This window comes from Limnohabitans sp. Rim11, from assembly GCF_001269365.1.
Classification (GTDB): domain Bacteria; phylum Pseudomonadota; class Gammaproteobacteria; order Burkholderiales; family Burkholderiaceae_C; genus Limnohabitans_A.
Map to the genome: position 1 here is coordinate 942,433 of NZ_CXOM01000001.1, position 10,919 is coordinate 953,351.

11 protein-coding genes and 1 pseudogene are annotated in these 10,919 nt (G+C 49.6%); 11 read left to right on the top strand and 1 reads right to left on the bottom strand.

Features of this window, described 5'->3' with window-relative positions; translation table 11 throughout:
* Window positions 1-54: 54 nt before the first annotated feature.
* The 9 genes from ccmA (at window position 55) to ccmI (ending at window position 7,092) form a co-directional block, all read left to right on the top strand.
* A complete protein-coding gene (ccmA, locus tag AMM03_RS04630; RefSeq protein ID WP_090129236.1) occupies window positions 55-669 on the top strand; it encodes a cytochrome c biogenesis heme-transporting ATPase CcmA in 615 nt (204 codons plus the stop codon).
* Window positions 666-1,334, top strand: coding sequence for a heme exporter protein CcmB (ccmB, locus tag AMM03_RS04635; RefSeq protein ID WP_090129237.1), 669 nt, complete (start codon window positions 666-668; stop codon window positions 1,332-1,334). Before ccmA ends, ccmB begins: the two co-directional genes overlap by 4 nt.
* Window positions 1,335-1,344: 10 nt before the next feature.
* Window positions 1,345-2,106 carry a heme ABC transporter permease CcmC gene (ccmC, locus tag AMM03_RS04640; protein WP_090129238.1) on the top strand — a complete coding sequence of 254 codons (762 nt, stop codon included), beginning with the start codon at window positions 1,345-1,347 and terminating at the stop codon, window positions 2,104-2,106.
* Window positions 2,103-2,297 (top strand): heme exporter protein CcmD, encoded by a 195-nt coding sequence (gene ccmD, locus AMM03_RS04645; RefSeq protein ID WP_090129239.1) that lies wholly within the window; start codon window positions 2,103-2,105, stop codon window positions 2,295-2,297. Before ccmC ends, ccmD begins: the two co-directional genes overlap by 4 nt.
* Window positions 2,294-2,746, top strand: a complete 453-nt coding sequence (ccmE, locus tag AMM03_RS04650; protein ID WP_090129240.1) for a cytochrome c maturation protein CcmE — start codon at window positions 2,294-2,296, stop codon at window positions 2,744-2,746. The genes ccmD and ccmE overlap by 4 nt, the downstream gene beginning before the upstream one ends.
* Window positions 2,747-2,815: 69 nt before the next feature.
* A complete protein-coding gene (locus AMM03_RS04655) occupies window positions 2,816-4,741 on the top strand; it encodes a heme lyase CcmF/NrfE family subunit (RefSeq protein ID WP_090129241.1) in 1,926 nt (641 codons plus the stop codon).
* Window positions 4,742-4,759: 18 nt separating this feature from the next.
* A complete protein-coding gene (locus AMM03_RS04660; protein ID WP_090129242.1) occupies window positions 4,760-5,347 on the top strand; it encodes a DsbE family thiol:disulfide interchange protein in 588 nt (195 codons plus the stop codon).
* Between the two features lie 18 nt (window positions 5,348-5,365).
* The gene (locus AMM03_RS04665) at window positions 5,366-5,857 is read left to right on the top strand and encodes a cytochrome c-type biogenesis protein (RefSeq protein WP_090129243.1); all 492 of its coding nucleotides are present in this window, start codon (window positions 5,366-5,368) and stop codon (window positions 5,855-5,857) included.
* Entirely contained in the window at window positions 5,854-7,092 is a 1,239-nt protein-coding gene (ccmI, locus tag AMM03_RS04670; protein WP_090129244.1) for a c-type cytochrome biogenesis protein CcmI, read from the top strand. Before AMM03_RS04665 ends, ccmI begins: the two co-directional genes overlap by 4 nt.
* A 471-nt stretch (window positions 7,093-7,563) precedes the next feature.
* On the opposite strand, the gene AMM03_RS04675 is transcribed toward ccmI, so the two are convergent.
* Window positions 7,564-8,702, bottom strand: a protein-coding gene (locus AMM03_RS04675) for an IS3 family transposase (protein ID WP_228764558.1) whose coding sequence is annotated in 2 segments (ribosomal slippage) — window positions 7,564-8,450 and window positions 8,450-8,702 — 1,140 coding nt in all. Because the reading frame shifts where the segments join, the coding sequence is not laid out codon by codon here.
* Window positions 8,703-8,957: 255 nt separating this feature from the next.
* On the opposite strand from AMM03_RS04675, the gene AMM03_RS04680 reads away from it, so the two are divergent.
* Window positions 8,958-10,178: a YVTN family beta-propeller repeat protein gene (locus AMM03_RS04680; protein WP_194942762.1), complete on the top strand. Its 1,221-nt coding sequence runs from the start codon at window positions 8,958-8,960 to the stop codon at window positions 10,176-10,178.
* A gap of 314 nt (window positions 10,179-10,492) precedes the next feature.
* Window positions 10,493-10,840: pseudogene (locus AMM03_RS04690) on the top strand (transposase); the annotation flags it as partial.
* Window positions 10,841-10,919: the final 79 nt, after the last annotated feature.

Sequence of the window (10,919 nt, forward strand, 5' to 3'; positions counted from 1 at the left end):
GTCAATTGACATGAGTCAATTCTTGATGGGCCTGATCTGCGATGATTCAGCCACATGTTCAGCATCTCCAATCTTTCTTGTTCCCGCGGTGATAAGCGCCTGTTTTCAGGCGTTTCTTTTGCATTGCAGCCGGGTGAATGGCTGCATTTGGAAGGGGACAACGGCGTTGGTAAAACCAGCTTGCTCAGATTGGCCTGCGGTTTAAGCGCCCTAGAACAAGGCCAAATTCAATGGCAGGGCCAGCCAGTTTCAAGCAATATCGATGAATTTAGAGCCAATTTGGCGTATTTAGGCCACCAATTGGCACTTAAAGAAGATTTAACCCCCTTGGAAAACCTGCGCGCGGATACCGCCATTGCGGGCCGCGCCTTGTCTTTGGCGGATGCCAAGGCTGCTTTGGCCCAGCTGGGCCTCAAGGGTCGGGAGCATTTGCCGGTACGTGTTCTGTCTCAAGGACAAAAGCGCCGCACGGCTTTGGCGCGCTTGTTGGTCAGTTCGGCCCCGCTGTGGATTTTGGACGAGCCTTTTGTGGCTTTGGATGCCGCTGCCCAAAAAGTGCTGTCAGAAGTCATCAATGGCCACTTAAACAGGCAGGGGATGGTTCTTTTTACCAGCCACCAAATGGTGACATTGGCGGGTCAAGGCCGTTCTTACAGGCTGAAGGCATGAGTGCATTTATCACCATCGTCAAACGCGACCTGACCTTGGCCCTCAGGCGCAAGAATGAGGTCATTACCTCCGTGTTTTTCTTTGTGGTGGTGGCCGCTTTGTTTCCTTTGGGCATTGGCCCCGAAATGAATACCTTGCGTCTGGTGGCACCAGGTATTTTGTGGGTAGGGGCCTTGTTGGCCAGCATGCTTTCTTTGGGGCGCATGTTTGCCGCCGATTACGCCGACGGCACCCTCGAGCAAATGGCCCTATCGCCAAATAGCCTTTCAGTTCTTGTGGCTGCCAAAATTCTGGCGCATTGGTTACTCTCGGGCTTGCCTTTGGTGTTGTTGGCGCCTATTTTGGGCTTGCAATTTGACCTTTCTGCCAGCGCACTGTGGGTTTTAACTTTGAGTCTTCTAATTGGGACGCCTGTTTTGTCTTTGATTGGTTCAATTGGTGCTGCACTGACCTTGGGTGTCCGAGGGGGTGATGTTTTGTTGACCTTGCTGGTGTTGCCGCTTTATGTGCCTGCATTGGTTTTTGGTGCGGGTGCAGTACAAGCCGAAATCAGTGGCCTAGGTGCTTCAGCGCATTTGTCTATTTTGGCGGCCATGGTACTGATTGCTGCAGTGTTCAGTCCATGGGCTAGCGCGGCCTCAGTTCGCGTTGCGCTTGAATCTTAAGAATCGTTTCATGTTCCAGAAATTATTTCATTTCGCATCGCCTCAAAACTTTTACCCATTGGCTGGAAAGTTGTGGCCTTTGTTTGCCTTGTTAGGCACAGGCCTTGCGGTTTGGGGTTTGTGGTTGGGCATGTTTGTGGCGCCCTCAGATTTTCAGCAAGGTGAGGGCTACCGAATTATTTTTGTCCATGTGCCTGTTTCATGGATGTCGATGGTCATCTATTTGGCCATGGCTTTTTGGGCTATTTTGGGCATCACGCTAAACACCCGTTTGTCGGGCATGATGTGCCGCGCTTTGGCACCTACCGGCGCCATCTTTGCATTTCTTTCATTGTGGACCGGGGCCTTGTGGGGCAAGCCCATGTGGGGCGCTTGGTGGGTCTGGGATGCACGACTGACTTCAGAGCTCATTTTGTTTTTCTTGTACTTGGGCTACATCGCATTAACCAGCGCCATTGACGACCCACGACGTGCCGATAAAGCAGGTGGCATTTTGGCCATCGTGGGTGCACTCAACGTGCCGGTCATTTATTTTTCTGTGAAGTGGTGGAACACTTTGCACCAAGGCGCATCGGTGTCCTTGACCAAAGGCTCCAGCATGGCGCAAATCATGTTGGAGGCCATGCTGATCATGGGCATCGCATTTTGGATGTACGCAGTGGCCATGGCGCTTTACAGAGTGCGCAGCATTATTTTGATCCGAGAACGCCACGCCCAATGGGTGGCCGATTTGCCCGAAGTGAAAACCATTCGTTCAGGAGCAACAGCATGATTTGGAACAGCGCCGCAGATTTTTGGGCTATGGGCGGCTATGGCATTTATGTGTGGGGCAGCTTTGGCGTCACGGCTTTGTGCATGGTCATTGAAGCGATGTGGGTCAAGCATGCGCGGGGCCAAGCCCTTACCCAAGTTGTTCATGAATTGGAAGCCCAAGAGACGCAGGGCAAGGACTGGCAGACATGAAACCTAGACACCAAAGATTTTTATTGATTGCCCTGGGCGTGAGTGCCTTGGCCATTGCGGGCATGTTTGTTTTGAATGCATTTCAAAGCAATTTGGTTTTCTTTTTTACACCCACCCAAGTCTTCCAAGGTGAAGCCCCCAAGGAGCGCGCGTTTCGGGTGGGCGGTATGGTCAAAGAAGGTAGCTTGGTTAAAGATGGTGAGAACATTCTGTTTGTGGTGACTGACTTTGCCCACGAGGTGCCTGTGAAGTACAAGGGCTTGTTGCCCGATTTGTTCAAAGAAGGCAAGGGTGTTGTGGCCCAAGGCAAATTGTCTGACAACAAATTGTTTGCAGCCTCTGAAGTTTTGGCCAAGCACGACGAAAATTACATGCCTCCAGAAGCGCAACATGCTTTGGACCAAGCTGCTGCAGCCAAGGCCGCTCAATCAGTTAAGCCGGGCAATTGACAAGCCGCATGACCTACCTTCATGACCGGCCCTACGGCTTGCACCCCACACATCAGAAAAGAGTTTTGAATGATTGTTGAATTTGGTCACTTTGCTTTGATCCTTGCCGCTTGTGTGGCGCTGATTCAAGGTGTCTTACCGCTTGCCGGCACTGTGAATGATCATCAGCGTTGGCAAGCGTTGGCCAGACCCACGGCCATCGTTCAGTTTTTGCTCATCGCCTTTTCGTTTGCTGTGTTGGCCAATGCTGCAATGTCCGATGACTTCTCCATCAAATACGTTGCCCAACACTCCAACTCCTTGTTGCCATCGCAGTACAAGTTTGCGTCTGTTTGGGGCGGACACGAAGGTTCTTTGTTGCTTTGGGTTCTGATGCTGTCGGGTTGGACAGTCGCTGTTGCGCTGTTCTCACGCACCTTGCCTTTGGCCATGGTGGCGCGCGTCATTGGCATTTTGGGTTTGGTGTCAACGGGCTTCTTGTTGTTCATCTTGATCACCTCCAGTCCTTTCGAGCGCTTGTTGCCAGCCCCGCCTGATGGTCGTGATTTAAATCCATTGTTGCAAGACCCTGGATTGGTCATTCACCCGCCCATGTTGTACATGGGCTATGTGGGCTTTTCTGTGGCGTTTGCATTCTCGGTTGCTGCCTTGCTGTCGGGCCGCTTAGATGCGGCTTGGGCGCGTTGGTCACGTCCATGGACGGTGGTGGCTTGGGTCTTCATGACAGCCGGTATCGCTTTGGGATCTTGGTGGGCTTATTACGAATTGGGTTGGGGCGGATGGTGGTTTTGGGACCCCGTCGAAAACGCATCACTCATGCCATGGTTGTTTGGCACGGCCTTGATTCATGCCTTAATGGTGACCGACAAGCGCGGTGGTTTTAAGGCTTGGTCGGTGTTGTTGGCCATTGGTGCCTTCTCTTTGTCGTTGTTGGGCACGTTCTTGGTTCGCTCTGGCGTGCTGACTTCGGTTCATGCTTTTGCATCCGACCCCAAGCGCGGCGTGTTCATTTTGATTTTCTTGGCCTTGGTGGTGGGCATTTCCCTTACCTTGTTTGCATGGCGCGCGCCCAAGGCTACATTGGGCGGCAAGATTGGCTTGGTGTCTCGTGAGTCGATGTTGTTGGTCAACAGTGTCTTGTTGGTCGTGGCAACTGGCGCGGTCTTGTTGGGTACGGTTTATCCACTCATTGTGGATGCTCTGAATTTGGGCAAGCTCTCGGTGGGCGCACCTTATTTCAATGCCGTGTTTGTACCGCTCATGGTGCCGGTGGTTTTCTTAATGGTGCCCGGCGGCATTGCACACTGGCGTGAAGCGCGTTGGAAAGAATTGGGCACCGCCATGCGAGTGCCTGCCGCTACAGCCATTCTGGCGGGCGCATCCGTTTGGGCTTTCACTGAGCGTGGTACTTGGTTAACCGGCATGGGTTTGGCATTGGCCACTTGGGTGCTGGTTGGTTTGATCATGCAAATTGTGGCAAGGCTTAAAAAGCCCGGACGCATTGCGCCTTCATTCTGGGGCATGCACCTGGCTCACTTGGGTATTGCGGTGGTGGTGGTGGGCGTCACCATGGTCAAGGGCTATGAGGTGGAGCGTGATGTTCGAATGGGCATTAACGACACTGTCAGCATTGAGAACTACACCTTTGAGCTGGTGGGCGTGTCCGAAGTGAATGGCCCCAACTACAAAGCCATTCGGGGTGAGGTTAACGTTAGCAAAGACGGCAAACCCTTGGAAGTGTTGTTCCCTGAAAAACGCAAGTACTTTTCTTCGGCCATGCCCATGACAGAGGCATCCATTGACTCTGGACTGTTCCGCGATTTGTATGTTTCATTGGGCGAAGCCATTCAGGGCGACAAGCCTCAGTGGAGCGTGCGTGTTTTCTATAAACCGTTTGTGTCTTGGCTTTGGTACGGCGCCATTCTGATGGTCTTGGGTGGCTTGCTGGCTGTCAGTGATCGACGTTATCGCAAGTCTGCTGACAGTGCGGCCTAAGCGTTTCAGGAATTTCAAGTGAAAAAGTTTTTAATTCCATTGGCCTTGTTTGTAGGCTTGTTAGTATTTTTGGCGGTTGGTTTGAATCGCGATCCCAAGGAAATTCCTTCCCCCTTGGTAGGCAAGCCAGCACCTGAATTCTCTTTGAATACATTGGATGCCAAAGCGCCACCGTTTGGTCCTCAAGACATGAAGGGCAAAGTGTGGATGCTCAATGTGTGGGCTACCTGGTGTGTGTCATGCCGTGAAGAACACCCAGTGTTGGTGGCTTTTTCTAAAGCCAATCAGTTGCCTATCGTCGGACTGAGTTACAAAGAAGTTCAGCCACAAGATGAACCTGCAGGCCGCAAGTTCACACCTGAAGAGAAATTGAAGTTGGCCAGAGAGCGCAGTGAAATTTGGCTCAAGCGTCATGGCAACCCTTATGTGTTGTCGGTTCTGGATTTGGATGGTCGTGTGGGCATTGACTATGGTGTCTACGGTGTGCCTGAAACCTATGTCATCGACAAAGAAGGTGTGATTCGATACAAGCGAGTGGGTGTGGTCACGCCAGAGCTTTTGCAGACCACCATTTTGCCTTTGGTTCAAAAACTCAACGCGTCTTAAGGCCCCTTGAAAGAATTCATGAAACTCACATTGCAATGCTTCAAATGGACGGGTGCGTTGGCCTTTGTCTTGCTGTCATTTTTAGGAACTGTTCATGCCAAAGAAGCTGCGCTCTTGGCAGAAGATCCAGTGGTTGAAAAACGCTTGGTTCACATTTCGGAAGAGTTGCGTTGCTTGGTTTGCCAGAATGAATCATTGGCTTCATCGCGTGCCGAGTTGGCCAATGATTTGCGCGAGGAAGTTCGCAAACTGATTAAACAAGACAAGAGTGACACGCAAATCAAAGATTACTTGGTGGCCCGTTACGGCGATTTTGTTTTGTACAAGCCCGAAGTCAAACCACTCACTTGGATCTTGTGGTTTGGGCCCTTCTTGTTGTTGGCACTAGGTGTGATTGGCATGGCCCTTTACCTCAGACAAAGACAATCTGAGCAAACTGCACCATCTTCACTGAGCGATGCAGATCGACTGAAGGTTCAAGCCTTGTTGAAGTCTGGAGATAAGTCATGAGCCCCAATACCTTGTTTGTCATATTGGCGCTTGCCCTGGTTGTGTGCGTGGCGGCCATTATTTTGTGGGTCTTGTTGCGCCAACGTGCTGTACCTACTTCGGCCAGTCAGGCCAAGGCCAATGCCAGCGTTTACAGGGCTCAAATTTTGGACCTGGACCGCGAACATGAAAGCGGCCACATCAGCGATGAAGAATGGCAGATGTCGCGCGATGAGTTGAGCTTGCGTTTGCTAGAAGACACCACTGCGGTGGATGACCCTGTTGCTAAAAAAGAAAAACCAGCCGTTTGGACGGCCGCAGTGTTGGCCATTGCGTTGCCAGTGTCTGCCATGGGTTTGTACATGTGGGTAGGCGAGCCTGCAGCACTCAATCCTTTGGCTCTTAAATCGGAAGACAAAGCGGGCCCGCAAGAGTTGGCCAAAATGGCCGAGATGTTGGCCCAAAAACTAGAAGAGAAGCCTGAAAATTTGCAGGGCTGGGTTATGTTGGCGCGCACCTATCGCACCTTGGAGCAGTTCGATCCTTCTTTGAAGGCCTACGACCGTGCTTTGAAACTAACCGCTGACGACGACCTTCGAATTGAGCGCGTAGAAGTTCTGGCCATGCAACGTCAGGGCAACTTTGAAGGCGAGCCGTGGGACGTAATTCTGGACATTCTGCAAAGAGATCCGCAACACTATGCAGCGCTTTTGATGGCTGGCAGTGCGTCTTATGCTCACGAGAAATATGCCGATGCTTTGAACTATTGGCAGAAGGCTCGCAAGCCGCTAACGGCAGACAACCCCGATGTACCTAGCTTGGACGATGCCATTGCTTCTGTCGAGCTTAAGTTGGGCATTCCTCCTAAACCAGCTTCTGCTGCTTTGAAGGCCTCACCTGCTGCTGGTTCGGGCAGCAGTGTGTCTGGCAAGGTCAGTTTGGCTGCTGCCCTTAAAGGCAAAACCAGTCCTACGGATGTGGTGTTTGTCTATGCAACGCCTGCCAACGGTGAGCGCATGCCATTGGCCATTTATAAAACCACGGTGGCTAACTTGCCCTTGAGTTTTACTTTGGATGACAGCACCGCCATGTCGCCAGATCGCAAGCTGTCGGGTGCGGGCGAAGTGTTTGTGAAAGTGCGCGTTTCTAAATCTGGCAACGCGATGCCGCAGTCTGGCGACTTGATGGGCAGCTTGGGGCCTGTGAAGGTCGGGTCTAAAGACCTGCAGTTGGAAATTAAGGATCAGGTGCCTTGAGCTAAAGTTTGTAGCTCAGCGTCAGTCCCTTGAAATCAACGGCAATAACAAATACCAAAGCTAAGAAAATACCAACTTCTTTACGAAACGCAACCGCTGGGTCGTCCTTGAACTTGCTGAATTAATTCAAATTCAGCGCAATAAAAAGCAATAAAAATAGCTGCCTGTGCAGAGAAAATGCCTCACTTTACGTTGACAGAGAGCATTTGCGCGACAGAAAGAGAGCCGCTTAGCCCGCGGCGTATCAACCCATCTGGATAATTAGTTAACCAGTCACCAGTTTTCCATGAGTTCCCCACCGCACATACTTGCATAGCCTACTGAACAAGCAAGATGCTCATTGGAATAATGAGAAACCCGTAAGAAATTTTGAATCAATTAAGTTTCATAAATAGCTCACGCTGACCTGCCCCCTTGAGACGTACCATTGATTAAGAAGTAGTCCGGTTTTGTGACCCTGACCCAGTTTCCTTACCACTCAGAAGTTAGTAAATCCGGCTCCTTGTTGTTCTGAAGACAGGGTTTTGATCCGTTCTTCAGAGCGAACTCTTTTGGTGTTTGCCAGTCTAGCGCACTGTGAGGTCTCTCCTCGTTATAGAAGCCCCGCCATGCCTCAATTTTATTCCTGGCATCTTGCAAGCTCATAAACCAATGTTCGTTCAAACATTCTTGGCGTAGCCTGCCATTGAAGCTTTCCACCATTGCATTGTCCGTTGGCTTGCCTGGTCTGCTGAAGTCCAGTTCAACACCTCTTTCATAAGCCCATTTGTCCATCACCTTGCTGATGAACTCGCTGCCATTATCGGTTTTGATTGTCATAGGTTTGCCTCTGGCCGCCACGATGTTGTTCAGAACCCGAACGACATCTTCGCCTTTTAAACTTTGGTCAACATGTATATCCAGACTTTCTCGGGTGTAGCAGTCAACCACTGTGAGCATTCGCAGCTTGCGCCCGTCAAACAAGTTATCTGCAACAAAGTCCATGCTCCAGATTTGGTTGATGTGCAACGCCAACTTCTTCGGTTGTCTGAGCTGAGCTGCTTTGTTGCGCTTTGGACGCTTTTGCCGCAATGACCAACCCTGCTCCCGGTACAGCCTATAAACGCGCTTATGGTTGTCTCTAAAGCCTTCACGCCTGAGCATGACATGAACTCGCCTATAGCCGTAATGGACGCGAGTCTGCGTAATCTCTTTCATTCGCATGACCAAAGCAGAGTTGTCGCGAGCATTGGATTTGTATAAATACACAACCCGGCTGAGCTTGATCACAGCACAAGCCTTCCGCATGCTGGCACCAAACCTCTCCATCAATTCGGTGGCCAGCTCACGCTTGCGTGAAGGCTTTAGAGCTTTTTTGACAAGACGTCCTGCAGCATGGCTTTGTCCAGGCTAAGGTCAGCAACGATACGCTTGAGTTTGCTGTTCTCCTCCTCCAGCTGCTTAAGTTTCCTGAGCTCTGAAGGCCCCAAGCCACCATACTTTTGACGCCACTTGTAAAAAGTGGCATCGCTAATGCCCATCTTGCGGCAAATCTCGTCAATCCTGGTGCCAGTCTCTGCCTGCTTAAGTGCAAAGGCAATTTGCTCGTCCGTAAATCTGCTCTTTTTCACGGCATGTCCCCTTTTTCAATAGGTGAAATATCATGCCGGATTTTTATACTTTTAAATGGTTAGGTTTTTCGGGTCAGGGTCAAACGATCGGTAACTTAAACATACCGGCGGTACTGGAATACAGGGTCAAGACCACAAACCTAAACCGAGGGGCCGTGTTGATGTTGATGTTTATTTTGATTTTAGTATTTCTGTAGACAATCAGAAATTTGACGACTATATTGAATGAATCATGATTTGTCTAGGGGTCTTATGATGCGACGTATTTTTCTAATCTTTTCGACTTTGTTCATCATTAATTTGCTTGCCGCTTGCGGTGGCTCTTCAGGTTCCACCACTTACCCTGCGACCTTGACGTCGACTTTTGGAACCCCAACACCAACTAGCGATGGATTCACTGTACAGATCACAAACTATGACGCTACCTATACATATTCTGGCACTGCGACAGCATCAGGAACAGTAACAGTTAGTGGTAGTGGTCTTGTAACAGTCACTGGCATAGCCCCAAATACAAGTTCAACGGCAACAATCACAACTAGCAAAGTTCAAGCGTCTGATGGGTCGGCAACAGTCTCAGCAACTTCACTGCGACGTCTTCTTGCTTTTGTTTCCAACTATCTGTCAGACACCATTTCTGTATTAAATCCTTTGACTGGTTCGGTCGAATCAACAATTGCGATAGGGGTTTCTGCCCCTGTCGGACTAGTTGCATCACGTGTAGGAACTAAGATTTATGTTGCTAATGCCACTGGTAACTCTGTAAGTGTGATCGATACTGCGATTAACTCAGTAGTGTCGACAATTATCGTTGGTTCTAGTCCAAGAAAATTAGCGATTTCTCTTGATGGAAGTAAGGTCTTCGCCGCTAACTTTTCGAGTAACACTGTCTCAATCATTGATACTGCAACCAATTCAGTTGTGTCAACAATTACGGTTGGAAATTCTCCATTTGGAGTTGCTTCATCACCCGATGGAAGTACTGGCTACGTTGCCAACTCCTCAGATAATACTGTCTCAGTCATTGATGCAACTACCAATTCAGTCGTTCGTACAATTACGGTTGGAAATTCTCCATATGGAGTTGCGACTTCACCGAATGGCAGTAAGGTCTACGTTACCAACTTAGCAGATGGCACTATTTCTATAATAAATACTGCTAATAACATTGTTGAATCTACAATTACAGTTGGAAATTTCCCTTTTGAAATAGCACTTTCACCCGATGGAAACAAAATCTATGTTGCCAACTACGGGGCTGTTTTAGTATTGAATGCTGCGACTAATACAGTCGCTTCAACAATTATGGTTGGAGCAGACCCAATAGGCGTTGCGGTTTCACCTGATGGAACTATGGTCTACGTAACAAACCGTGGAGATGGTACTGTTTCGTTGATAGATACTAGGACTAATACAGTCGTGTCAACAACTACAGTAGGAACTACTCCAGAAGGAGTGACGTTCAATTCCAGATGAGGCTATGCCAACTCTCACAATCAGAGTTGGCACCATCCACATCTCAGAAAAAGAATCAAGCCAACTTGAAAGTAGCCATAGTTGTCGTCAACTTGCTGTAGTGCCGCTCAATCATTGCCGCTGAATTTCCCATCTGCTTGCTGGGCGTGTGTATGTCAGTGCCCCCGCGCAAGAGTTCAAAAGTAGCGTAGGTATGCCGTAGGATTTACAGCGTTATGTTCTGCCCATCCTCGTTCTTTGAGTTAGCCCCCTGAATGACAGTCCCATCGGTATTCCTTAAACTAACAACTAGGAATAAGACTATGGATATGACTATGTCATCAATAAGACCTAACCGGGTGGAAGTGGTCACCAGTGTTCAGCGCCGCAGGCGCTGGACTCCTGAGCAAAAGCTTGAAATCGTCAAACAAACCAATGAACCAGGAAGTTCTGTTTCTTTGGTTGCCCGCCAACATGGCTTGACTGCAGCACAGTTGTTTCAGTGGCGCAAAGCTTATTTGGAAGGTTCTTTGGTCGCAGTCGGTGCCAATGAAACCGTTGTCCCAGCTTCTGAACTTCAAGAGGCCATGAGACGCATTAAACAACTTGAAGGTGCGCTTGGCCGCAAGACTTTGGAGAACGAGATTCTCAAGGAGGCTGTGGACTTTGCCAAAGCAAAAAAGTGGATTGTGCGCTCGAGCAGTTTATGAAACGTCATTGGCAAAAAAAGCCCTTGCTGATTCGGCAAGCCGTGCCGAACAT

Bases quoted from the DNA above. Each gene is read 5' to 3' on its own strand.
- ccmA (WP_090129236.1), top strand. From the start codon at position 55: ATGTTCAGCATCTCCAATCTTTCTTGTTCCCGCGGTGATAAGCGCCTG.
- ccmB (WP_090129237.1), top strand. From the start codon at position 666: ATGAGTGCATTTATCACCATCGTCAAACGCGACCTGACCTTGGCCCTC.
- ccmC (WP_090129238.1), top strand. From the start codon at position 1,345: ATGTTCCAGAAATTATTTCATTTCGCATCGCCTCAAAACTTTTACCCA.
- ccmD (WP_090129239.1), top strand. From the start codon at position 2,103: ATGATTTGGAACAGCGCCGCAGATTTTTGGGCTATGGGCGGCTATGGC.
- ccmE (WP_090129240.1), top strand. From the start codon at position 2,294: ATGAAACCTAGACACCAAAGATTTTTATTGATTGCCCTGGGCGTGAGT.
- AMM03_RS04655 (WP_090129241.1), top strand. From the start codon at position 2,816: ATGATTGTTGAATTTGGTCACTTTGCTTTGATCCTTGCCGCTTGTGTG.
- AMM03_RS04665 (WP_090129243.1), top strand. From the start codon at position 5,366: ATGAAACTCACATTGCAATGCTTCAAATGGACGGGTGCGTTGGCCTTT.
- ccmI (WP_090129244.1), top strand. From the start codon at position 5,854: ATGAGCCCCAATACCTTGTTTGTCATATTGGCGCTTGCCCTGGTTGTG.
- AMM03_RS04680 (WP_194942762.1), top strand. From the start codon at position 8,958: ATGCGACGTATTTTTCTAATCTTTTCGACTTTGTTCATCATTAATTTG.